The organism is Pseudarthrobacter equi (assembly GCF_900105535.1).
In the GTDB taxonomy this organism is placed as follows: domain Bacteria; phylum Actinomycetota; class Actinomycetes; order Actinomycetales; family Micrococcaceae; genus Arthrobacter; species Arthrobacter equi.
Window position 1 is genome coordinate 3528727 of sequence record NZ_LT629779.1, and the last position, 21600, is coordinate 3550326.

Sequence of the window (21600 nt, forward strand, 5' to 3'; positions counted from 1 at the left end):
CCGGGTTACACCGCCGAAGTCTGGTCAGGGTCCCTGTAGCTTTTCGAAGGCCTGCATGACCGGCTGGACCTCGATGTTGCTGTCGTCTACGAGCTGAAGCTGGGCGGCGAGGACGTCGCTGGTGATGGTGCTCCGGTCCGCCGCGATGCTGTGCTCCTGGGTTCCGGTGGACTGTGGAGTGGCGATCTGGTGGTAGACGAGGATGAGCCATCCGTTCATCCGGGCTGTCTCGGCGAGCGCTTCAGACAGGGTGGCCATGGTGGTCTGGTCGGTCACGTAGAAGACCTTCAGGTCCTGCTTGTCCAGGCTTTGCCGGGTATTGATGCCGTCGTCCGTGCCGCGGACGATGTCGAAGTATTTGTTGGCGTACCAGTCCACCTGCGGGTCGTGGCGGCCGTACGGGGGTGCCAGGTCCCTGGTTTCAAAGCCGGCCGCTGCCAGCGCCTCTTCGCTCTTGCGGACCTGGTCGTCCAGGCGGTCCGTCCCGATGGAGGTCAGGTCCACGTGTTCGTAGCTGTGCGCGGCGATTTCGTGTCCGGCCTGGTGCAGTTGCTGCACTTCGGCTGCAGTCATGAAGTTGGGCGTCTCGATGGAACTGGCGTTGATGTACTGGGTGGACCGGAAACCGTGCTGGTCCAGCAGCGGAAGTGCGCGGTCGTACACCGATTGCCAGCCGTCGTCGAAGGTGATCGAGACCATGGGCTGGCTCCAGCGGAGGGGGCCGGGCTTCGTGGTGTCGGTGAGCGAGTAGTTGCGGACGCTGGTGGTGCCGTCCCCGTGGGCCACCAGCGTGACCATTGCCGAGGTGGCTCCGGCGGGCGCCTGGAACGCCTCGCTGACGGTTGTCCATTCTCCGGCCGGCAGCACGGTCTCAAGGCTTTGGAACGCGCGGCCCCCGTTGGCGAGCTCGAACTCGGCCACCACATCCACCTCGCGGTCGGACCGGTAGGTGGCGCCGAATTCGAAGGACCTGTCACCGGTCACCGGGACGGGCTGGTACTGCCACTTGGCCTCGCCGGACTTGTAGTTTGAGATGCGGGTCCAGAGGTAACTGCCGCCTGGGTCCTGGCTCCGGCCGGACTCCGCCGTCAGTGCCCCGGAGGCATAGGGGGACCATGCATCAGGTCCGGCCGGCTGGATTCCCGTGAGGCCAGGGTTCGGGATCAGGTTCGGCCCGGGCGGCGGGGAGGGCAGGAGCAGGACGTCGCTGGCCGGCTCCAGATAGGCTCCTTCGATCTTGAGTGCGCCGTCCGATGCCAGCCGAAAGACGTACTCGACGGCGATTGTCGCCTCGCCGCTGTCGAAGGCATCGCTCACCGTGTAAGGGGTGTTCCCGGGCCGCTCCAGCGGGTTCCGGAGCTGTTCCAGGACGGTGCTGCCATCGGCCAGAAACCGGCGGGCCAGAAGGGTGAAGTCGGTGTCGCTGGAGGCAAAGGCCTTGAAAAGGTAGGTCTGGTGGGGCTTGACGTCCACGCGGGGGGTTGTCAGCGTGACGTCGCCCGCGGTGTAGCCGGTGATGTCCAGCCGGAGTGCCTGGCTTTGCAGCTCTCCGGCGGCCAGCTCCAGCGAGGTCTCTGCGGTACCGCTGCGCCGGACGGTCCAGCCGCCCACTTGCCCGGCCGGGTCCGGCTGGCCGGACGCTGCGGGGGTGACCCCGGCCGACGGGTCGAAGGCGGGGAGCAGGTTGGCGCCGGGCCGTGCCTGGGCCATGCTGGCGTTGTCCCGCGTGTACACCAGCCAGCCGGCGGTGATCAGTGCCACCACAGCCATGATGACCACGAGCGGGTTCAACAGCACACGCAGGAACCACCGGCGCTTACGTGGCATTGGCCACCACCAGGCTGCCGGCCCGTTGCGGTGACTTCCACGTGTTGATTTCGGGACGCCGGAAGAGGCCGCGTGAGCGCAGGATGCAGCGAAGCGCCGCCGTCAGCTGCACCAGGTCCATGATGTAGAAAAGGAAGTAGGCCGTGGGGGCGTAGACGGAAAGCCGGCTTCGTTCCCGCACTGTCAGGTTCTCGTCCATCCACACGGTGAGCAGGGTGTAGGCCGTGATGGTGGCGTAGGCCCCGAGGATCAACGCAGGGGTGTGCGTGGCCAGCGACCAGTAGACGGCGTACGTCCAGGCCAGTGGCGAGACCAGCAGCGTGAATTCGCTCAGCAGGGCCATGGGCATCCGGTAGTACGTCAGGGTGGGCGTGTACCTTCGGCTCGGGTTCAGCATCATGCCGCGGTACTTGATGAGGTTCTGGATGCTGCCGTACTTCCAGCGGTAACGCTGCTTGGCCAGGGCGCGCAGCGAGAGCACGCCCTCGGTCTTGGCCACCACGTCGGCACCGTAGAGCATCCGGAAACGCCGGTTGCCAAGGTTGGTGATCTTCGCGCTCAGCCCGATGTCCTCGGTCACGGTGTCGGTGTCGTAGAAGTCCACTTTCCGCAGCACCCGCATCCGGTAGGTGGAGGCCACGCCGCCCACCACGAATTCGGCGTTCAGGAGGGAAAAGAACTTCTTGGAGCGGTAGCCGATCATGTGCTCGAAACGCTGCAGGATGCCGAGCACGGTGGTCTCCTCCAGGATCTGCACGTTGGCGGCGACTCCGGCCACGCACGGATCGTCGAAGTAGGACAGCGCGTTGGTGATGGCTTCCGGACCGATGATCGAATCGGCGTCGAGGGTCATGGCGAACTGGCCGCGGGCGTGCCGGCGGAGCACCGAGTTGAGCGCAGCGCCTTTGCCAATGTTGCGGCGCATCCGGACCAGGTGCAGATCCATGGTGGGGTGCCGCAGCTGATAGTCGCGGACCAGCCTGCCGGTCAGGTCCGTCGACGCGTCATCGGCGACGAAGACCTCAAAGGACCGGTAGCTGCTTTTGCCGATGGACTCGAGGGTCCTGACGATCACCGCTTCCTCGTTGTGGGCTGCGATGACGATGGATACCAGCCCGGGCACCTCGGGGCGGGCCCGGCGGGTCCAGGTGGCCGATGCAGCGCATTCCGGCTGGAATTCACCGGGTGCCCGCACGCCCCGCATTCCCTTGCGGCGCTGCTGCCAGATGTCGTAGAAGTTGGCGCCCGCCAGGTAGAGGCCGAAGTGCACGACGTAGAGGATGCTGACGCCGGCGAACAGCCAGAAGATGACGAGTGCGAAATCCACGCTCACCCCTCCGTGGAGCTGGCGAGAGCGGGCATCTGCCGGCGCCGGCTGCGGAAGATGCGGCGGTGCACCTGGACGGGCGCGGCCACGGTGGCAGGAACCTCGGCGGGCTGCAGGCCTTCCCGGAAGGCGGCGTCCGCCGCCATGACCTCGATGAGTCCGGCTGGGGAACGCTCAGTCCGGGTTTCCATGGCGGCCACCGGACCGGGCGTCAGAACAGGCGCCGCCAGCGCAGCAGCAAGTGCCCTGCGGGTGGCACCCCTGCGATACATGCCCACGCCAACGAAGCGGATCACCACAGTGAGGACCACCAGCCCCCACAGCACCAGGCTCAGCTGGGCTACGAAATCGAGCAGGCCTTCGAACATGGCCCCGTCCCGGCCGAAGGTGGCCTGTGCGGGCACTGCAAAGCTTTCGATGTCCCTCATCGGAGGCCCTCCCTTGCTGTGTACGACAACTGCATCGCGTCGTTTCCCCTCTGTGTTGTGCAGGATGTCCTTTGCCGGTTTGGGGTGATGCCGCTGCCGCCGCTGGAACCCTGTGCCGCCGTCCGGATGTTGGTAGGCGCTTACTCGCTTCGCTGTGAGGCGTTCGTCATTGTGGAGGGGCTTCGCCGTCCGGAAACTCCTCAAAGATGCACTCCAGGGGCCGCTTTCCGGGGTCCCGGTGTGTCCAAGTTACGAGTAGCTGAGGATGGTTAACACGAGTACCAAGTACTCCAAAAAATTCTTGGGGATACTTACCGCAACCTGCCTTAACTACCGGGTGGTTAGGTGTTTGCCGGGCAGGCAAGTAGGGGGCATTAGGTAGTCCGCCTTCCCCGGCGCGGGGAGTGGGTAGTTACCCCGGTAGAAGGGCACCGAAAACGCGAAAACACTTGTTAACCAAAAAGCAGCACCCCCGCAGTGCGGGGGTGCTGCCGTGGTGCTTGGCGGCCTGCTGTTGAGGCGTTGGCCGTGGTGCCTGCCTAGGCGTTGGCCTTGATGGCGGCGGCCAGGACATCGAGGCCGTCGTTCAGCAACTCATCGGTGATGACCAGCGGCGGGAGCAGCCGGATGACGTTGCCGTAGGTGCCGCAGGTGAGGATGATGACGCCTTCCTTCAGGCAGGCGGCGGCAACGGCCTTGGTCAGTTCCGGGTTGGGCTCCTTGGAGCCTGCCTGGACCAGTTCGATGGCGAGCATTGCGCCGCGGCCGCGGATGTCACCGATCACTGCGGAGCCGGCGCCGGCCAGTTCCTCCTGCAGGGCGCTGAGCCTGGTGGTGGCCAGTTCCTCGATGTGCTTGGCGCGGGCATTGAGGATGTACTCCTCCATGGAGCCGATGGACGCCAGCGCAGCAGCGCAGGCCACCGGGTTGCCGCCGTAGGTGCCGCCGAGGCCGCCCGGGTGGACGGCGTCGAGCAGGTCTGCCCGGCCGGTGATGGCGGACAGCGGCATGCCGCCGGCGATGCCCTTGGCCATGGTGATGATGTCCGGGACGACGCCTTCGTGGTTGACGGCGAACCATTCACCGGTGCGGCAGAAGCCGGACTGGACCTCGTCGGCGATGAAGACGATGCCCTTGTCCTTGGCCCAGGCCGCCAGTGCCGGCAGGAAGCCGTCGGCCGGGACGATGAACCCGCCTTCGCCCTGGATGGGTTCGATGATGATCGCGGCCACCTGGTCGCCGCCGATCTGCTTCTCGATGGCAGTGATGGCGCGCTTGGCTGCCTCGGCACCGGTGATCGAGGGGTTTTCCTCGCGGTACGGGTAGCTCATGGGCATCCGGTAGACCTCGGGGGCGAAGGGGCCGAAGTTGGTCTTGTACGGCATGGCCTTGGCGGTCAGCGCCATGGTGAGGTTGGTGCGGCCGTGGTAGGCGTGGTCGAAGGCCACGACGGCGTCGCGCCCGGTGGCCAGGCGGGCCACCTTGACCGCGTTTTCCACGGCCTCGGCGCCGGAGTTGAAGAGCACGGTGCGCTTCTCGTGGTCGCCCGGGGTGAGCCTGTTCAGCTGCTCGGCCACAGCCACGTAGCCTTCGTAGGGCGTGACCATGAAGCACGTGTGGGTGAAGTGCTCCACGGCTTCCTTGACGGCACCGACGACGGCGGGATCGGACGCTCCCACGCTGGTCACCGCGATGCCCGAGCCGAGGTCGATGAAGGAGTTGCCGTCGACGTCCTGGATGATGCCGCCGTCAGCGTCCGCCACGTAGACCGGGACGCTGGAGGCGACGCCGGCCGCGACGACCGACTTGCGGCGCTCGGTCAATGCCACGGACTTGGGGCCGGGGAAGTCGGCCTGGACGCGGCGCTTCTGCTCCAGGCGGTAAGTGATGTCTGCTGCAGTGGTGGTCATGAGGGGTTTTCCTTCTAGGAGTCGAGGGCGGACATGACGTGCTTGATGCGCGTGTAGTCCTCCACGCCGTACATGGAGAGGTCCTTGCCGTAGCCGGACTGTTTGAAGCCGCCGTGGGGCATTTCGGCGGTGAGGAGGATGTGGGTGTTGATCCAGACAGCCCCGAAGTCGAGGTCCCGGCTGAGGCGCATGGCAGTGCCGTGGTCGGTGGTCCAGACGCTGGAGGCGAGGGCGTATTCAACCCCGTTGGCCAGCTCCACGGCTTCCTCCTCAGTGCTGAACTTCTGGACGGTGATAACGGGGCCGAAGGTCTCCTGCTGCACCACGTCATCGGTCTGCTTGGCGCCGGTGATGATGGTGGGCTCGAAGAAGTAGCCCTTCTCCCCCGCCCGGTGGCCGCCGGTTTCGATGCGGCAGTTGGCCGGCAGATTCTCCACCACGGACGTGACGGCGTTGAAGTGGTTCACGTTGTTCAAAGGCCCGAAGTAGTTGTCTTCGTCGTTCTGCGAGCCGGTGTGCAGGGTCCGGGTGTGCTCCACCATGGCGGCGACAACGTCGTCGTGCACGGAGTCCTCCACCAGGACGCGGGTGATGGCGGTGCAGTCCTGGCCGGCGTTGAAGAACGCGAATTCGGCGATGGCCGCGGCGCTCTTCTTGATGTCGGCGTCCTTGAAGACGATGGCGGGTGCCTTGCCGCCAAGTTCCAGGTGAGCGCGCTTGAGGCCCTTGGCGGCGCCGGAAGCGACGGCAATGCCGGCGCGGACCGAGCCGGTGATGGACACCAGGCCGGGGACCTTGTGGTCCACCATCATGGCGCCGGTCTTGCCGGTGCCAAGCACAACGTTCAGGACACCTGCCGGCAGGATTTCTCCAGCCAGCCGGGCGAGGACAAGCGTGGACTCCGGGGTGGTGTCCGAGGGCTTGAGGACCACGGTGTTGCCGGCGGCCAGGGCCGGGCCGATCTTCCAGATGGCCATGAGGAACGGGTAGTTCCACGGGGCCACCTGCGCCACCACGCCGATGGGCTCGCGTCGGACGTACGAGGTGTGGCCCTCGAAGTACTCGCCAGCAGACTTGCCCTCAAGGATGCGGGCGGCACCGGCGAAGAACCGCAGCTGGTCGGCGCCGGCGGCAACTTCCTCGGACGCGATCAGGGAGCGGACCTGGCCGGTGTTGCGGTGCTGGGCCTCAACGAGTTCGTCGCTGTTGGCCTCGACGGCGTCGGCAAGCTTGAGCAGCATCAGCTGGCGCTGGCCGGGGGTTGCGTGCTTCCAGCTCTTGAACGCCTCCGCGGCAGCAGCCATGGCGGCGTCCACGTCCGCCTGCACAGAGATCGGCGAGTGGGCCACGACTTCCCCGTTGGTGGGGTTGACCACGTCCAGCACCTCGGTGCCGGCGGGAGTGACGAACTTCCCGTTGATGAAGTTCTGCAAGGTTTGGACCACGGTGTGCAACCTCTTTCTTAGGGGCCAACGCGCCCGGCGGAGACCACGGCGGATGGATGGAACTGCCTTGAGCCTATGCCAGCCCCCAACCCGAGTGAATAGCCACCTGCACACCCTTCGCGCAGAGGCTTAGTGCGGTTGTCCAGCATCCCCGTATCCTTGTTCCATGGCCATTTCCCTCGCCGCCCTGCTGGGCGTGAACTCCCTGAAGCTGTCCAAGGCAGGGGTTGCCGAGACCACCTGGCACCAGGACATCAACTGGGTTGCCGTCACGGAGCTGGAGGACCCGCAGCGGTTCCTGAACGGCGGCGAACTGATCCTCACCACGGGGCTGAGATTGAAGTCCGCCCCGGAGCAGCGCCGCTTTGTCCGCCAGGTCCAGCGGGCCGGCGCCGTGGGGATCGGATTCGGAGTGGGGCTCTCGCACGAGGCGGTGCCGCCGGCGCTGCTGGCGGAGGCAAACCGGTGGGGCCTGCCCGTGGTGGAAGTCCCGTACGAGACCCCTTTCATCGCCATCACCAAACTGGTGGCGGATGCGCAGTCCGCGGACCACTACTCCAAGCTCGAACGCCTGATCGCCGGGCACCAGATCCTGGCCCGTGCGCTGCTGACCGGCGGCGGCCTCGCCGAACTGCTCAAGCAGCTCGGCAGCATGCTCCGCACGGACATCGCGCTCACGCAGTTCACGGCCCAGCTGTACAACAGCAGCACCGCCGCCCCCGCAGCCGATGCCTGGTCATCCTTTCCCATCCCCACCGGCCGCCGCGACGCCTGCACGCTCTGGGTCCGCCAGCCGTTCGAGGACACGGGAATCGTGGGCTATGCGCAGAACCTCATCAGCGTGGAGCTGAACAACATGGTCAAGCAGCGGCAGGCGCAGCGTGCCCTGTGCGGCCAAGTGCTCGAGGACGTCATCCACGGCGCCCTTGAGACCAGTGAGGCCCAGCGGAGGCTGGCCGGGGTGGGCATCAACAGCACCCGCAAGAACGTGGTGCTGCTGGCTTTCTCCCCTGCCCACAACAAGGCCTTGGGGAGCACATCGGTTCCGCGTGCGCTGGAAGGCGCCGTGGCCGCCGTCGTGGGCAAGGACCTGGTGGTGGTGATCAACGACGACGGCGGCGCGGCGCCGGCCCTGGCGCGCCAGCTCAGCGACCACCTGGCTGAGGCGGGCATCCACGCCACCATCGGCATCGGCGGCGCCTACACGAAGCCGAACGGCCTGCGCTGGAGCTACTTCGAGGCCCGCGATGCCGCAGGCCACGGGCTGCCGGTCAACGAGCCTGAACGGTTGAGCCTGACCTCGCTCCTGCTGGCCAGCGAGGACGTGCCCCTGGCGGACATGGCCCACGAATCGCTGAACCCGCTGCGGGCCTTCGATGCCGCGCACGGCGCCGAGCTGATGACCACGCTGGAGAGCTACCTGACCAACAACGGCTCGGTGGCGGCCGTGGCGGAGCAGCTCACCCTGCACCGGAACACTGTCCGGTACCGGCTGGCCCAGATCACCGAACTGACCGGGTACGATCCCTCGGTCACGGCGGACCGGGTGCAGCTGTGGCTGGCCCTGGCCGTGGCCCGTCTGTCCGCGCGGCAGGGGAAATAGCCGCCCGACCGAGGGGAGCGGGCCCGGTGCCGGAGCCTAGGACGCGAGCCGCTGTGGAGCCGTGCGGGCGGTGGCCCGGCCGGTCCCTGGCGGCGGTTCATTGATCTCGGCCCACACTGCGTCGAGGGAAAGCCCCAGGACGTCGGCGATGGCCGCAATGGTGGGAAAAGCAGGCGTGGCCACGCGGCCCGACTCGATCTTCCGCAGGGTCTCCGGAGACACCAGGGCGTCGAGCGCCGTCTCAAGCATCGAGCGGTCGCCCCGGGCACGCCGCAGCAGCGCACCGAGGCGCTGTCCGCGCTGGACTTCTTCGGGGGTAAGCGGCAGTCTGACCATAGTTCCAATGATAATACCGGGATAATATGACCGGTATAGTTATTGGCCGTGAACCCTGCTGGAAACACAGGAAGCCACCTACGGAACCAGCCAGCCACCGGAAAGGGCACCGCATGATCGAAATCCTCAACCCCGCCGAGATCGCCAAGGCCCGGGTCACGGGCGCCCTGGTGGCCGACATCCTCCAGGCAATGAAGGGCCGAGCCACCGTGGGTACGAACCTGCTGGAGATCGACCGCTGGACCGCGGAGATGATTACCGAGGCGGGCGCCGAATCCTGCTACGTGGACTACGCACCGTCCTTTGGGCGCGGGCCGTTCGGGCACTACATCTGCACCGGCGTCAATGACGCCGTGCTGCACGGGCTCCCCCGCGACTACGCGCTGGCAGACGGGGACCTGCTGACCCTTGACCTCGCCGTCGTCAAGGACGGCATTGCCGCAGACGCCGCCATCAGCTTCCTGGTGGGCGGTTCAGGGCCAGCCGAAAGCGTGGCCATGATCGATGCCACCGAGCGCGCCCTCGCCGCAGGCATCGCAGCCGCAGGCCCGAATGCCAAGATCGGGGACGTTTCCTACGCCATCGGCCGCGTCCTCACCGATGCCGGCTACCCCATCAACAGGCAGTTCGGCGGCCACGGCATCGGCTCCACCATGCACCAGGATCCGCACGTGCCCAACATGGGCCGGCCCGGACGCGGCTTCAAGCTCCGCCCCGGACTGATGCTTGCGTTGGAACCGTGGATCATGGCGGATACGGCCGAACTCGTCACTGACGCGGACGGCTGGACGCTCCGCAGCTCCACGGGCTGCCGGACGGCGCACACCGAACACACCATCGCCATCACCGAGGACGGGGCCGAGATCCTCACGCTGCCCACGGGAACTCGCCCCTGACCCGCGTTGCGCTTCTAGATCGGGGTCCCTGACACAGGGTTTCAGGGACCCGATCTGATGACGCAAACAGGGGGTTAGAGGACGCCGCCCCGCAGGAGGTGCCGTGACTTCCTGCGCGCCTTGCGGTACTTCTTCTCCGCTGCGGACATCAGCTCATGCTGCCTGGCCAGCAGGGCCGCAAACGCATCTGCGGCCGCCGGCGGCGCTTCGGAGCCCAGTCCGGCCAGTAGGTCCCGGGCAATGACGGCGTCGTGGTAATCGCCGAGGATCTTCTGCTGCCGGTGCGCGGCCTTGGCTACCTTTCGGGCGCGTTTGCCGCTGACTGCCGCCGCAGATTCTGCGACATGCCGCAGCCGCTTGGCATCCTTGCGCACCTGGTGGAGGGCGGTTTCACGCTCGCTTCCCCGGCGGGCGTGCGAGGCCGCCTTATGGGAACGCCGGATCCGCTTGGCCGCCTTGTCCACCGCTTTCGCCACCGCGCGCCGCCCCGGCTCCACGGCGGTGCCGCGGACCGGCGGGGTGTCCCGGAAATCCTCGAGGCTGTCCAGGAGCCGGAAGTAGCGCTCGGACGCCAGCGCCTCCTGCAGGAGCCGGTACCCGGCGTCGAACGTTGCTCCGGCGCGGCGGTCCAGGAAGTCCCGGGCTGCTTCGGTCCCCTCGCCCGGCGGCAGTTCAGCCACCTGGCCCAGCAAACGGGAGCGCAGCACCTCGGCATCCCGGGGCGCACCGAGCACCCCGCCCAGCCATGAGAGCTCGTCACGCAGGCGACGCACGGGAACGGCACGGTAGAGCTTGCGGTAGGCGGCGAGCGCAGACCGCATCCGGCGGGCGGCCGAGCGCATGTCGTGAATCGCCTCCGGCTCCTCCAAGCGCACTCCGGCGTCGCGCTCAAGAAGCTGATTGAGCTGGCCCGCCAGGAAGACGGTGACGACGGCGGCCGCCGGAGCCTTCTTCCCCGCCAGCAGGGCGGTGCCGCCGCCCGTTTCGCTGCCCGGAACCTTCGCCGTTCCGCCCGCCCCGAGCGCCTTGGCCAGCTTGGACGCGTGGCCGGCCCGGCGGGCGCCGGCGGCGGCGAGGACCTGGCCGGCAGGTTCAAACAGGCTGGTTGATCCATGGACCAGCTCCAGTTCCCATTCGCGCCAGCGCTTCCCGCCGGCGGCCGCGCCGCCGCCGAAGGGTTGGGCGTCCACCCTGTCGTCTGCGAGGTCGGCCAGGTGCACGCCGTCAGGTCCGTAGAGCGGGTAGGTTGTCCGCTCGGTCTTCAGCCGCACCACGGGCACGAGGGGGTTCCCGCGCACAAAGGCCTGCACGTAGGCCAGCAAGATGTCGGGAACGACGTCGGGCTGGCCCAGCGGGGCGTGCAGCTCGCGCCGCCGCGGGGGTTCGGACTCCGCCTTGGGCGCACCTTCAGGAACGGCGCCCTGCACGAGATTCCGGGGGCCGGCTTCCCCGGGCGACGTCGCTTCCGCCGGAAGCTTAAGGTGCCATCCGGCGTCGGCCCCTCCTGTCCGCCGCCGCAGGGTGATGCGGCGGGACTGCAGGGTCCGCTGGCCGGTGTCGAAGTAGACGGCTTCCAATTCGGCGGTGTGGGCCTCCCCCACCCTCGCTACTCCGGGAAGGTCCTGGAGCTGCGGCACTACGGCATCATCGCCGACGTCGTACTTCTTCTCGACCTCCACTGCCTGCACAGCCTTCACAACCGCTCCTCCCACGCATCCGGTACCGGCTGCGGCCGGATCAGCCGGGCCGCCGGGCTCCCGCTCGCATTCTATGGCCCCCACCTTCAGGGCCGGGAGAGCTTCCCCACAAAACACTAGACATCAAACGTCTAACCTTTACTCTGGAGAGATGTCCGCTTCTCCGCCCCCTGCCGCCACACGCACATCACACCCGCCAGCATCTGTCGCCGCAGCTGAGGACGCCCTCAACACCGCAGCGCAAGGATTGGCAGCGCCGAAGACGCGTACCGCCGTCGTGTTCAGCGTCATCGCCCTGGTGCTCATCGGGCTGAACCTGCGCGCCGGCATCACGGGCGCGTCAGCGCTGCTGCACGACCTGCAGCTGGTACTCGGCTATGGCCCGCTGGTGGCGGCGATCATCCCGTCCATCCCCACACTGTGCTTTGCGCTGGCGGGCGCAGCGACGTCGTGGCTGACGGGAAAGGTGGGCGTGGAGAAGGCCATCCTGCTCTCCCTGGCCCTGCTGGCCGGCGGGCTCCTCCTGCGGGGCATTCCCGCCACCGGAATGCTGGTGGCCGGAACCGTGGCGGGCATGTCCGGGCTGGCTGTATGCAACGTGGCCATGCCGTCCTTCATCCGCGAACACTTCGCGGCCCGCACGTCGCTGATGACGGCGGTCTACACCGTCACCATGACCACCGGCGGCACCGTGACGTCCGTGGCCGTGGTGCCGCTGGCGCAGGCCCTCGGCTCGCCGTCGGCAGCGGTGGGCTCCATCGGCATCATGGCCCTGGCCGCGCTGCTGGGCTTCCTGCCCGTTGCACTGCACGCCCACCGGCACAGCGCCCGGCCCGCGGGCGCCGGCACCTTGCCGTGGCCGCTGCTGCGGACCCGCAAGGGCGCACTCCTCACCGCAATCTTCACGCTGCAGGCGCTGCTCGCCTACGCACTCCTGAGCTGGTTCCCCTACATGCTCACCACGCTGGGCCTCAGCGCCTCGGAGAGCGGGCTGTTGTTCGGCGTGATGCAGCTGGTGTCCGTGCCCGCCGGCGTGCTGCTGATTGCGCTGGGTTCCAGGCCGGGCATGCTGCGGCCCGCGTTCTACCTGGTCAGCACCACCATGGCCGCGGGGGTGGCGCTGCTGCTGTTCCTGCCCGTCAGCCTGTCACTGATTCCGGCGGTGCTGCTGGGATTCGGGCTGGGCATTTTCCCGCTGGTCATGGTGATGATCAGCCGCAGCGGAAGGGACACTGCCGAGACCACGGCGCTGTCCACGCTGGCCCAGTCCACGGGCTACCTCCTGGCCACAGCCGGCCCGTTCGGCATGGGCATGCTGCACAGCGCCACCGGCGGCTGGACACTGCCGCTGGCACTGCTGCTGGTGCTGGCCGTGGTGCAGATGGCGGTGGCGCATCTGCTCACGTCCGGGAAAGTAAAGTAGCAACCCATGAGCCTTAGCCCGTCCGTCCGGCCCGCGCTTGCCGACGAGGTCACCGCCAAACTGCGCGCCATGATCCACTCCGGCGAGTGGCCGCTCCAACAGCGGATCCCCTCCGAATCTGAGCTCATGGCCCGCCTGGGCGTTTCGCGCGGCACGCTCCGCGAGGCGGTCAAGGCCCTGGCGCACAGCGGGATGCTGGAGGTCCGGCGGGGCGATGGAACTTACGTGCGCGCCACCAGCGAAATTTCCGGCGCCGCCCGCCGGCTGTTCCAGGACCACACCGCCGAACACATCCTGGAGGTACGGCTGGGCCTGGACACCCAGGCGGCCCGGCTCGCTGCCAAGCACGCCACGGCCGACGACGTCACAGCACTCCGGGCGCTCCTCACCGCCCGGGACCAGGCCTGGCGCAGCGGCGACTGCGAGGCCTGGGCAACGGCAGACTGGGGCTTCCACGCACGGGTGGCGCAGGCGTCGGGCAATCCCCTGCTGCATGAGCTGTACGTCAGCTTTGGCCCGGCCCTGCACCAGGACCTCCTGGCGCAGCAGAAGAGGCCGGGGTTCGACGGGCTTCCCCTCGAGGGGCATGGCGTCCTGGTGGATGCGATCGAGCGCGGCGACGCTGATGCCGCGGTGGCCACTGTCAACCGGAACCTGAACTCCTGCGCCGAATGGCTCACCACATAGGCGGCCCGTTTCGCATGGGCCGGACCGGTCAGTAGGCTTACTAGCTGACCCAGCTCCCCTCTTCCGCCGTGTTCCGGTGGAATTCGCTTACCCCTGAGGACCCTCGCCATGGCCCTGTTCTCCCGCCATCCCCGCCGCACATGTTCCGAGCATGGAACTGCCGCCACCCCGGAGGGCGGCAGCAAGACCCCGCAGCAACTGTGGGGCGATGGCTACGGCCGTGTGGGTATACGCGCAGCCCAGACCTTGCTCATCCTTGCGGTGTCCGTAGTAACGGTCTTCGCACTCCTGCAGGTCAAGCTGCTGGTAATCCCCATGCTGATCGCCCTGATCCTGGCCGCCGCCATCAGCCCGTTCGTGAACGTCCTCAAAAGGCGCGGCATTAACGACGCCCTTGCCACAGTCATTGCTTTCGTGTCGCTCCTGGTGGTCCTGGGCGGGGTTTTCACCGTTATCTATTTCTCGGTCCGGAGCCAATGGGACGACCTGGTCCAGCAGGCCAGCTCGGGGCTGGACCAGCTGCAAAGCTTCCTTCAAAGCGGGCCCCTGCACGTTGACGAAGCGCAAATCGATGCTGCCCGGAACGCGATCGTGGACTTCGCCACCAGCAGCCAGGCCCGCTCCGGCGCCATCACCGGACTGTCCGTGGTGACGGAATTCCTGACCGGAGCCGTGCTCCTGGTGGTCATCCTGTTCTTCTTCCTCAAGGACGGCGAGCGGATCTGGAGTTTCCTGATCAGCCCCTTTACGGGCGCCCGCGCCAGCCGCCTGCGCCGTGTGGGTACCCGCAGCCAGGAAGTGCTGGGCGGCTACGTCCGCGGCACCGCCATCGTTGCCCTGGTGGACACAGTGGGCATTGGCGCCGCACTGCTGATCCTCCAGGTTCCGCTGGCGCTGCCCCTTGCCATGGTGGTGTTCATCGGCGCGTTCATTCCGATTGTCGGTGCCACCATGGCAGGCATACTCGCCGCCCTGGTAGCCCTGGTAGCGAACGGTCCGGTGGTGGCGTTGATCGTGGTGGCAGTGGTGGTGGCCGTCAACCAGCTTGAGGGCAACCTGCTTCAGCCGGTGGTCATGGGCAAGTCGCTGCAGCTGCACGCGCTGGTCATCCTTCTTGCCCTCACCGCGGGCACCCTCCTGGCCGGCATTGTGGGCGCGGTCCTGGCGGTACCCATCACTGCCGTTGCTTGGGCCATCATCAAAGTCTGGACCACCGACGACGGGCAGGGCGCCGGCCGGGACCCGATGGTTGCCGGGACCGCGGCTAAGTAGCCCCTAACGCACGACGGCGGCCCCGCACCTTTCGCTTTGAAGGGTGCGGGGCCGCCGTCGTGTGCCTTGCCCGCTTCAGCGAGCAATGCCGCGGTCAGCGCTGCAGGCCCGCGAAGACGTTCTTGGGCCGCTGCATCTCGCCGTGCTTGGCGCCAAGAACCACCACTGCCCCCGCGAAGGCGGGGATGACCCACTGGAGGGCCTTGAGCTGCTGCTGCGCGGCCTTCAGTTCATCGGATGCGCCGGGCCGCGGCTCGGTGGCACCTTCGGACCCTTCACCGGCGAGCTTCTCCACCTTCTTGCCGAGGATGCCGGAATAGAGCGTGACGGCCGCGCCTGCCACGGTCACGGCGGTCTTGATGACCGTGTCCCGGGCAACGCCGTCCTGCTTGGCGATGCGGCCCTTGTTCTCGAAGGCTATGGCGAGGTCGGCGGCGAGGTGCGTGGCGAACGCTGCCGTCTGGACCGGAGCCCACCGCATCCAGCCCGCGCTTGAAAGCCGGGTGCGTTCGGAGGGGTCCTTTGCTTCCGCTGCCGCGCCGTTCAATCCGATGGCGCCCATCAGGGAGCCGCCGAACCATGCTGCTGCCGTCAGATCGTGGACTGACCGGGCAATGAGGTTTCCTGCCATGTTGTACATTCCTAACGTTGAACTGGTTCCGAGCTGCCGCCGGAGCGGCGTTGGCTTTCCGTGGCCCAACCATGGCCACTGTCCGCCCATGGTAAGCACACTTACTAATGTTACGAAAGCCCGTCCCTGTCGGCGGGAACGCGTAATATCGTGGCCATGGGAAATACAGGGACATTGTTCGGCTGGGCCTTCGGGGACCCGGCCCGCGAAAGTGATGGCACGTACGTTGGCGGCCTCCAGGACGAGGCGCTGCGCAACGCCCGCGAGACCGCGCAGGCCAAGCACGTGGACGTGGTGGCAGGCTCGGAAGTCTTCACGGTCCTCAGCGGCAACGATTCCCTGGTGGAGCTGGACAACGCGCCGGGACGCCTGGTGGTCCGCTGCACCGTCCACGTCGAAGGACCCGGTGCGGAGAAGCTGCGCGCCGAAGGGCCCATGAACGGCTGACCTGTGTCCGATGGCGAATCCACGCTCAGCCAGGCGGCAGATGCCGTCGAGGAAGCGTCAAACCACAAAGTCCTGGACGTCCTGGCCCGGCTGGGCTTCGCGGTCATGGCCCTGCTGCATGTGATTGTGGGGGCCATTGCCGTTGCCATTGCCTTCGGCCAGCCCGGCCAGGCGGACGCCACCGGAGCCATTGAACAGCTGGCCGCCAACCCCTGGGGCCCTGCCGTCATGTGGGCCTGCGTTGCGGCCTGCACCGGGCTGTCCCTGTGGCAGGCCAGCGAGGCCACCCTCAGGATGCGCGGCGAACCACGCAAGGAACGTGTGGCAAAGCTGGTGTCCTCCGGCTTCCTGGCCATCGCCTACGGCAGCGTGGGGCTCAGCTTTGCCGGCTTCGCTGTGGGGCTCCGCGGGGATTCCGGGGACAGCACGCGGGACTTCAGCGCAGCACTGATGGGCCATCCGCTGGGACCGTGGGTGCTCGTGGCGTTGGGGCTGACCATCATCGGAATCGGCGTCTACTTTGTGGTCAAGGGAGTCACCCGCGGCTTCAAGAAAGAGGAACTCTTTCATTTCAACGGGACCAGGCGCGGCAGGATTGTTGACAGCCTGGGAGTGGTGGGGCACATCGCCAAAGGCATCGCCCTGGGACTCACCGGGCTGCTGTTCATCATCGCCGCGGCGAAGCACAGCCCTGAAGAGTCCACCGGCCTGGACGGAAGCCTCCAGGCCCTGCGCGACCACCCCTTCGGCCCTTACCTGCTGGTGGCCATTGGTGCCGGCTTCATCGCCTACGGTATCTTCGCCCTGATCCGGGCCCGGTTCGGGCACATGTAGCCCGCGTGATTATGGGTAGGGAGTAAATATGACCCAGCACCCGGGCGGCGCGCCCGCCGCCACACGCAGCGCCGGGCAGGCGTTCGCCGCCCTGTTCCGGCTCCTGAAGGTTGCCCGGCCGGAGCGGCCCATCCATCCTCACGGGCTCGGCCTGTCCGGCGAGCTCACCCGCACCGGCAGCCCCGCAGCCCCGAGCGGCATCGACTGGCTCGACAACGCCGGAGTGGATGCCGTGGAGGCCCGCTTCTCCCGGTCAATAGGCCTGCCCCAGACGCTGCCCGACATCCTGGGGCTCGCACTGAGGGTCACCCCTTCAGGTGACGGCGACGCTCCTCCCGGCCCGGCGGACGTTCTGTTCGCCTCCACCGGATGGCGGGTGCCATGGCGTTTCCTGCTGCGGCCGCGGCTGGACGTTGCCGGCGCCACCATGACCACGCTGATGCCCTACCGCGGCCGGCAGGGCCCTGTCCTCCTGGGCCTGCGCACCCGCAGCCTCCCGCCCGGATCCCTCGCGTCAGGCGAGTGGGTCCTCGGACTGCATTGGGCCACCCCGTCAGGGCGGTGGCGGGAGTGCGGCGAGCTGCGGCTGCACGCCGGACCCCATCCAACGGACACTCCCCTGCGCTTCGATCCACTCGGAAACCAGCCGCCGGGGGCACAGGCCTACCCGTGGACCCGGCGCCTGCGGAAGCCTTCGTACCGCGCGGCCCAGCGGACAGCACCTCCCGCCGTCGCACGCCCCGGCGGCGGCCAGCCGGAACGGCCCAAGCAAAGCACTGCCAGCACCCCCGCAACCGGAAGGAACGCCATGTCCACCGTTTCGCAGCACTTCAGCTCCCCGCCCGGCGACGTCTGGCGGGTCATTGCCGACGGCTGGCTGTATTCCGGATGGGTGGTCGGCGCGTCACGCATCCGGGATGTGGACGCCGAGTGGCCACAGGTGGGATCCCGGCTGCACCATTCCGTGGGCGCCTGGCCGCTGGTGATCGATGACAGCTCCCGGGTAACCGCCGTGGAACCCAACCGTTCGCTGGAACTGGTGGCCCGGGGCTGGCCGATGGGCGAGGCCAAGGTGGAGATCACCCTTGAGGAGGCTGCGGACGGCTGCCGCGTGACCATCGCCGAAGACGCCATCCGCGGACCGGGCAAGCTGGTGCCCAAGGTCCTGCGGGACGCCGCCATTTCCGCCCGCAACCGTGAGACCCTCCGCCGGCTGGAACTGATGGCGGCCGGCGGTGCGGGCAAATAGCGCAGCAGGGTTAAGGGCCCCACGGCCCGGTTAACGCCAAAGGCCCGCGGAACCGGGAGGTTCGGCGGGCCTTTGGACGGGCTTTAGACCTGTGCTGCGACGCCGTCGCGGGAGATGGCAACCATGTCCTCGCGCGGCACCACCTTGATGCGCTCACGCTTGACCTCAACACCGTGCGATCCGCCGGCCTCGGTTGCTGCGGCACCGAGCGCGAGCTCGTGGGCGTCCAGGGCCAGCCAGCCTTCCCAGCTGGTGAACTTCACGCCGCGGGCGTCCAGGAGTTCGACGACGGCGTCCTCGGCGGGTGCCGCGGCAACGGGCAGGTTTTCGCGGTCCTCGAGGAGGTAGGTCACGGTCTCGAGGGCGTCGCCCTTGGTGTGGCCGATCAGTCCCACGGGTCCGCGCTTGATCCAGCCGGTGGCGTAGATGCCCGGCACGTGGTTGCCGTCAGCGTCCAGGACGCGGCCGCCGTCGTTCGTTACGACGCCCTTCTTGTGGTCGAACTCCACGTCCGGCAGGGCGGACCCGAAGTAACCGATGGCCCGGTAGACGGCCTGGACCGGGTAGTCCACGAACTCGCCGGTGCCGCGGGCGTTGCCCGTGCCGTCCAGCTCGGTGCGCTCGAACTTGATGCCGGCCACCTTGCCGGGGGCATCGGCGTCGTCGTAGATCTCCACCGGGCTGTGCAGGAAGTGCAGGTGCAGGCGGCGGGAAGCCTTGAGCTCGGAGACGTCTTCGGGCTGCTCGGCGATCCAGTTGGTGAGCGTGCCCACCATGGTCTTGGTCTGGTTGTTCGTCTGGATCTGGCGGTCCGATTCCTCGTCGAACTCGAAGTCCTCCGGGTACAGGATGATGTCCACGTCCTTGGAGTGGGACAGTTCGCGGAGCTCCAGCGGCGTGAACTTAACCTGAGCCGGGCCGCGGCGGCCGAAGACGTGCACGTCGGTGACCGGAGAGTTCTTCAGGCCCGCGTAGACGTTGTCCGGGATCTCGGAAACCAGGAGGTCATCGGCGTGCTTGGACAGGACACGGGCCACGTCCAGGGCCACGTTGCCGTTGCCGAGCACGGCGATTTCCTTGGCCTCGAGCGGCCATTCACGGGAGACGTCGGGGTGGCCGTCGTACCAGGACACGAAGTCTGCGCCGCCGTAGGAGCCGTCCAGCTCGATGCCGGGGATGTTGAGGTCCGCGTCCTTGATGGCGCCGGTGGCGAAGATGACGGCGTCGTAGTGCGTGCGGAGGTCCTCGATGGTGAGGTCTGTGCCGTAGTCCACGTTGCCGAAGAATCGGATGTCGCCGCGGTCCAGCACCTTGTGCAGGGCGTTGACGATGCCCTTGATGCGGGGGTGGTCCGGGGCCACGCCGTAGCGGATCAGGCCGTAGGGTGCCGGGTAGCGGTCAAAGAGGTCGATGCTCACGGTCAGCTCGCCGCTCTTGACGGCTTCGCTCTTGGTGAGGATGTCTGCGGCGTAGACGCCGGCCGGGCCGGAGCCCACGACGGCGACGCGCAGCGGACGCTCGGCAGAGCCTACGGTGGTGCTAGATGACACGGCTGTGTTCCTTTTCTTCTGCATCGATTGCTGAGTAACGGCCGTTTTGAAGGGTCATAACGGACGTTACGGAGCAGTCGATGGGTTTCAGGTGGTGAAGACGGTCTTGCGGGGCTGGTTGGGGCTGGTGGTGCTGTAGTCAGCGGTTTTGAAGTGCGACGGCGCGAACGGGCTCACGCGCACCACGTCACCGATGACAATCACTGCGGGATTCGCGACGCCGGCGGCTTCGGCCTGGTCCGCAATGGAACCGAGCGTTCCGATGGTGACACGCTGGTCCGGCAAGTAGCCGTTTTCCACGATACCAACAGGGGTCCCGGCGGGCAGTCCGGCTTCGCCCAGCGCGGATGCTGATTCCCGGAGCTGGCCCACTCCCATGAGCAGGACGATCGTGTGGTCTGCGCGGGCGGGAACCTCGGACAGTTCTTCGTGGCCGGTGACCACGCTGAAGCCCTTGGCGAGGCCGCGGTGGGTGACGGGGATGCCTGCCGCCGCGGGCACCGAGATGGCGGACGTGACACCGGAAACCACTTCAACCTCGACGCCGTGCCGGCGGCAGTGTTCGGCTTCCTCGCCGCCGCGGCCCAGGACGTACGGGTCGCCGCCCTTGAGCCGGACCACCCGGTGGCCCTTGAGCGCTTCCTCGACCAGGATGCGGTTGATGTCGGCCTGCGGAACGGGGTGGTGGCCGGGGGTCTTGCCCACCTCGATGACGCGGACGTCCGGGGCGAGTTCGTTGAGGAGTTCACGGGGGCCCAGGCGGTCGGCAACCACGACGTCGGCCTGACCCAGGAGCCGGCGGCCACGGACGGTGATGAGGCCGGTATCGCCGGGTCCGCCGCCCACCAGGGCAACGGAGCCGCGGTGGGCGCGGCGGCGGCGGAGCGGAAGGTCCCCGGTTTCCAGGGCGGTGGCGACGGCGTCCCGGACGGCCATGGCGCGGCGCGGGTCTCCCCCGGCGTTCACGGCGATCTTGACGTCATCAACCACGGCGACGGCGGGCGTCCAGGCGGCGGAGGCTTCATGGTCGGAGGCGTTGACGCACCAGACGCGCTGCGCCTCGGCGTCGGCCGATACCTGGGCGTCCACGGCGGGATCGCCGGTGGCGGTCTGGACGAACCACGCGCCGTCGACGTCCGTGGATTCGTAGGGGCGCGCTGCCCAGGTGAGCAGGCCGGCGCCGGCCATGTCCTGCAGCGCGGGAGAGGCAACGGGTGCCACGACGGTGACCAGGGCACCGGCGTCGAGCAACCCCTTGGCGCGGCGGGTGGCTACGGGTCCGCCGCCCACCACCAGCACGGGGCGGCCGAGCAGCCGCAGCGCCGTGGGGTAAATATCCTGAATTGCCATGGATCAACGGTAGGGCTGCGTCACAATGGCCCACAAAGGCTCAGCAACAACAGTTCACGTAAGGTAACGCTGCGTCATATAGTGCTGCGGGGCGTCAACCCCACAGGCCCTCCGTCTGCGCCTTGGCGAGCAAAGCGTTGGCGGTCCAGCGCATCGACTCGATGGCGTCCTCCCGGTCCAACCCGCCCACGTCCGTGAGCCAGACCAGGGCCTCAATGCCGATGGCACTGCGGACGGCCAGCACCAGTTTATGGACCTGCTCATCGGTCAATTCCCCTTGCAGCGGCATTAGCGCTTCGGTCAGCCAGCCGATAGCACGCCCCTGGCGCAGGGGCAGGCGCCGGCCGGGGCCGTCGGCGGACTCAAGCGATAGGCGCAGCATGGTCCGCTGTTGTGCTTCGGTTTCCAGAATCATGCGGGTGAACTCCACCACCACGGCATCGAGCCGGCCGGCAGCATCCAGGGGCGGAGCCTCCGGCAGCATCGAGGTCCGTGCCGTTTCAGGGTGGGCTGCAGCGAGTAGTTCCCGCCGGCCGGTGAAATAGCGGTAGGCAGTGCTGCGTGCAACTCCGGCTGCCTGTGCGGCCTCGTCCACCGTCGGCGTCCTACCGGCGGCGACAAGGGTCCTTGCAGCCGCCACGAGAGCATCCATCGTGCGGCGCTTCTGGCTGCTGCGCCCGCTATCCGC

General features: G+C 67.7%; 19 protein-coding genes. 8 read left to right on the forward strand and 11 right to left on the reverse strand.

Features of this window, described 5'->3' with window-relative positions; all coding sequences use genetic code 11:
• Positions 1-24: 24 nt before the first annotated feature.
• The 5 genes from BLT71_RS16055 to BLT71_RS16075 form a co-directional block, all read right to left on the reverse strand.
• Positions 25-1827, reverse strand: a complete 1803-nt coding sequence (locus BLT71_RS16055; RefSeq protein ID WP_091722215.1) for a polysaccharide deacetylase family protein — start codon at positions 1825-1827, stop codon at positions 25-27.
• A complete protein-coding gene (locus BLT71_RS16060) occupies positions 1817-3154 on the reverse strand; it encodes a glycosyltransferase family 2 protein (RefSeq protein WP_091722218.1) in 1338 nt (445 codons plus the stop codon). Before BLT71_RS16060 ends, BLT71_RS16055 begins: the two co-directional genes overlap by 11 nt.
• Before the next feature lie 2 nt (positions 3155-3156).
• Positions 3157-3582: a hypothetical protein gene (locus BLT71_RS16065; RefSeq protein WP_091722221.1), complete on the reverse strand. Its 426-nt coding sequence runs from the start codon at positions 3580-3582 to the stop codon at positions 3157-3159.
• A gap of 539 nt (positions 3583-4121) precedes the next feature.
• A complete protein-coding gene (gene gabT / locus BLT71_RS16070; protein ID WP_091722223.1) occupies positions 4122-5492 on the reverse strand; it encodes a 4-aminobutyrate--2-oxoglutarate transaminase in 1371 nt (456 codons plus the stop codon).
• A gap of 14 nt (positions 5493-5506) precedes the next feature.
• Positions 5507-6937 (reverse strand): aminobutyraldehyde dehydrogenase, encoded by a 1431-nt coding sequence (locus BLT71_RS16075; protein ID WP_091724078.1) that lies wholly within the window; start codon positions 6935-6937, stop codon positions 5507-5509.
• A 166-nt stretch (positions 6938-7103) separates the two neighbouring features.
• Between BLT71_RS16075 and BLT71_RS16080 the strand changes: the two genes are divergently transcribed.
• The gene (locus BLT71_RS16080; protein ID WP_091722226.1) at positions 7104-8540 is read left to right on the forward strand and encodes a PucR family transcriptional regulator; all 1437 of its coding nucleotides are present in this window, start codon (positions 7104-7106) and stop codon (positions 8538-8540) included.
• 36 nt (positions 8541-8576) lie between these two features.
• On the opposite strand, the gene BLT71_RS16085 is transcribed toward BLT71_RS16080, so the two are convergent.
• Positions 8577-8876, reverse strand: a complete 300-nt coding sequence (locus BLT71_RS16085) for a helix-turn-helix domain-containing protein (RefSeq protein WP_091722228.1) — start codon at positions 8874-8876, stop codon at positions 8577-8579.
• Between the two features lie 113 nt (positions 8877-8989).
• On the opposite strand from BLT71_RS16085, the gene map reads away from it, so the two are divergent.
• Positions 8990-9772, forward strand: coding sequence for a type I methionyl aminopeptidase (map, locus tag BLT71_RS16090; RefSeq protein WP_091722230.1), 783 nt, complete (start codon positions 8990-8992; stop codon positions 9770-9772).
• A 74-nt stretch (positions 9773-9846) separates the two neighbouring features.
• Here the strand turns inward: map and BLT71_RS16095 are convergent, their stop codons facing one another.
• Positions 9847-11469: a CYTH and CHAD domain-containing protein gene (locus BLT71_RS16095; protein WP_091722232.1), complete on the reverse strand. Its 1623-nt coding sequence runs from the start codon at positions 11467-11469 to the stop codon at positions 9847-9849.
• A 151-nt stretch (positions 11470-11620) separates the two neighbouring features.
• Between BLT71_RS16095 and BLT71_RS16100 the strand changes: the two genes are divergently transcribed.
• From BLT71_RS16100 to BLT71_RS16110, 3 genes are all read left to right on the forward strand, one after another.
• Positions 11621-12892, forward strand: a complete 1272-nt coding sequence (locus BLT71_RS16100; RefSeq protein WP_091722235.1) for an MFS transporter — start codon at positions 11621-11623, stop codon at positions 12890-12892.
• A gap of 6 nt (positions 12893-12898) precedes the next feature.
• Positions 12899-13579, forward strand: coding sequence for a FadR/GntR family transcriptional regulator (locus BLT71_RS16105; protein WP_091722237.1), 681 nt, complete (start codon positions 12899-12901; stop codon positions 13577-13579).
• A gap of 108 nt (positions 13580-13687) precedes the next feature.
• Entirely contained in the window at positions 13688-14851 is a 1164-nt protein-coding gene (locus BLT71_RS16110) for an AI-2E family transporter (RefSeq protein WP_091722239.1), read from the forward strand.
• A gap of 94 nt (positions 14852-14945) precedes the next feature.
• Here the strand turns inward: BLT71_RS16110 and BLT71_RS16115 are convergent, their stop codons facing one another.
• Positions 14946-15482 (reverse strand): hypothetical protein, encoded by a 537-nt coding sequence (locus BLT71_RS16115; protein ID WP_091722242.1) that lies wholly within the window; start codon positions 15480-15482, stop codon positions 14946-14948.
• Positions 15483-15638: 156 nt separating this feature from the next.
• Between BLT71_RS16115 and BLT71_RS16120 the strand changes: the two genes are divergently transcribed.
• The 3 genes from BLT71_RS16120 to BLT71_RS20820 are packed head-to-tail and all read left to right on the forward strand — an operon-like array spanning position 15639 to position 18012.
• Complete coding sequence (locus BLT71_RS16120) at positions 15639-15929, forward strand: hypothetical protein (RefSeq protein ID WP_091724080.1); 291 nt, start codon at positions 15639-15641, stop codon at positions 15927-15929.
• Positions 15930-15932: 3 nt separating this feature from the next.
• Positions 15933-16763, forward strand: coding sequence for a DUF1206 domain-containing protein (locus BLT71_RS16125; RefSeq protein ID WP_091722244.1), 831 nt, complete (start codon positions 15933-15935; stop codon positions 16761-16763).
• A 28-nt stretch (positions 16764-16791) separates the two neighbouring features.
• On the forward strand, positions 16792-18012 hold the full coding sequence (locus BLT71_RS20820) for an SRPBCC family protein (RefSeq protein ID WP_231994313.1): 1221 nt from the start codon (positions 16792-16794) through the stop codon (positions 18010-18012).
• 83 nt (positions 18013-18095) lie between these two features.
• On the opposite strand, the gene BLT71_RS16140 is transcribed toward BLT71_RS20820, so the two are convergent.
• The 3 genes from BLT71_RS16140 to BLT71_RS16150 all read right to left on the reverse strand — a co-directional run bounded on the left by BLT71_RS16140 (position 18096) and on the right by BLT71_RS16150 (position 21552).
• The gene (locus BLT71_RS16140; protein WP_015937972.1) at positions 18096-19562 is read right to left on the reverse strand and encodes an FAD-dependent oxidoreductase; all 1467 of its coding nucleotides are present in this window, start codon (positions 19560-19562) and stop codon (positions 18096-18098) included.
• 87 nt (positions 19563-19649) lie between these two features.
• Positions 19650-20912, reverse strand: a complete 1263-nt coding sequence (cobA, locus tag BLT71_RS16145; RefSeq protein WP_091722247.1) for a uroporphyrinogen-III C-methyltransferase — start codon at positions 20910-20912, stop codon at positions 19650-19652.
• 94 nt (positions 20913-21006) lie between these two features.
• On the reverse strand, positions 21007-21552 hold the full coding sequence (locus BLT71_RS16150) for a TetR/AcrR family transcriptional regulator (protein ID WP_231994314.1): 546 nt from the start codon (positions 21550-21552) through the stop codon (positions 21007-21009).
• Positions 21553-21600 lie beyond the last annotated feature (48 nt).

Bases quoted from the DNA above. Each gene is read 5' to 3' on its own strand.
- BLT71_RS16110 (WP_091722239.1), top strand. From the start codon at position 13,688: ATGGCCCTGTTCTCCCGCCATCCCCGCCGCACATGTTCCGAGCATGGA.
- cobA (WP_091722247.1), bottom strand. From the start codon at position 20,912: ATGGCAATTCAGGATATTTACCCCACGGCGCTGCGGCTGCTCGGCCGC.
- BLT71_RS16080 (WP_091722226.1), top strand. From the start codon at position 7,104: ATGGCCATTTCCCTCGCCGCCCTGCTGGGCGTGAACTCCCTGAAGCTG.
- BLT71_RS16100 (WP_091722235.1), top strand. From the start codon at position 11,621: ATGTCCGCTTCTCCGCCCCCTGCCGCCACACGCACATCACACCCGCCA.
- BLT71_RS16115 (WP_091722242.1), bottom strand. From the start codon at position 15,482: ATGGCAGGAAACCTCATTGCCCGGTCAGTCCACGATCTGACGGCAGCA.
- BLT71_RS16105 (WP_091722237.1), top strand. From the start codon at position 12,899: ATGAGCCTTAGCCCGTCCGTCCGGCCCGCGCTTGCCGACGAGGTCACC.
- BLT71_RS20820 (WP_231994313.1), top strand. From the start codon at position 16,792: ATGACCCAGCACCCGGGCGGCGCGCCCGCCGCCACACGCAGCGCCGGG.
- gabT (WP_091722223.1), bottom strand. From the start codon at position 5,492: ATGACCACCACTGCAGCAGACATCACTTACCGCCTGGAGCAGAAGCGC.
- BLT71_RS16120 (WP_091724080.1), top strand. From the start codon at position 15,639: ATGGGAAATACAGGGACATTGTTCGGCTGGGCCTTCGGGGACCCGGCC.
- BLT71_RS16065 (WP_091722221.1), bottom strand. From the start codon at position 3,582: ATGAGGGACATCGAAAGCTTTGCAGTGCCCGCACAGGCCACCTTCGGC.
- BLT71_RS16085 (WP_091722228.1), bottom strand. From the start codon at position 8,876: ATGGTCAGACTGCCGCTTACCCCCGAAGAAGTCCAGCGCGGACAGCGC.
- map (WP_091722230.1), top strand. From the start codon at position 8,990: ATGATCGAAATCCTCAACCCCGCCGAGATCGCCAAGGCCCGGGTCACG.
- BLT71_RS16055 (WP_091722215.1), bottom strand. From the start codon at position 1,827: ATGCCACGTAAGCGCCGGTGGTTCCTGCGTGTGCTGTTGAACCCGCTC.